The sequence below is a fragment of the Candidatus Binatota bacterium genome (genome assembly GCA_012960245.1).
Lineage (GTDB): Bacteria > Desulfobacterota > Binatia > UBA1149 > UBA1149 > UBA1149.
In genome coordinates this window covers 57,679-58,182 of sequence record DUBO01000051.1, presented here as the reverse complement: position 1 = coordinate 58,182, position 504 = coordinate 57,679, and the positions used below count along the sequence as shown (strand labels likewise).

Here is a 504-nt window from a genome sequence, read left to right as displayed (position 1 = left end):
ACGCCGTCGTCCGCGCTGGGATCGGCATTGTCCTGGCAGTCCATGGTCGCGTGGCAGGTCTCTACGCCCGTGCAGTATAGCCCGTCGCCGCAGTTCGAGTCGTTGACGGCGTTGACTATTACATCAGCGAGCTCGTCGCAGCTGTCGTCGGTGCAACCCACGCCGTCGTCGGCGTTGGGATCAGCGTTATCCATGCAGCCCATTGCCGCGTGGCAGGTCTCCACGCCGGTGCAGAACAGGCTGTCGTCGCAGTTAGAATCGTTGACGGCGTTGACGATGACGTCGTTGACTTCGTCACAGCTGTCATCGGTGCAGGCCACGCCGTCGTCCGCGTTGGGGTCGGCGTTGTCCTGGCAGTCGGCGGTGGCATCGCAGGTCTCTACGCCCGTGCAGAACTGGCCGTCGTCGCAGTTTGAGTCGTTGACGGCGTTGACGATGACATCGTTGATCTCGTCACAGCTGTCGTCGGTGCAGGCCACGCCGTCGTCCGCGCTGGGATCGGCG

The 504-nt window shown here is 63.7% G+C and carries 2 pseudogenes (both cut by a window edge); both read right to left on the bottom strand.

Features of this window, described 5'->3' with window-relative positions:
* Positions 1-479, bottom strand: a pseudogene (locus EYQ35_09870) (hypothetical protein); it reaches 1,711 nt to the left of the window's first position.
* Positions 454-504: pseudogene (locus tag EYQ35_09865) on the bottom strand (hypothetical protein); it runs 6,234 nt beyond the window's last position. The pseudogenes EYQ35_09870 and EYQ35_09865 overlap by 26 nt, the downstream one beginning before the upstream one ends.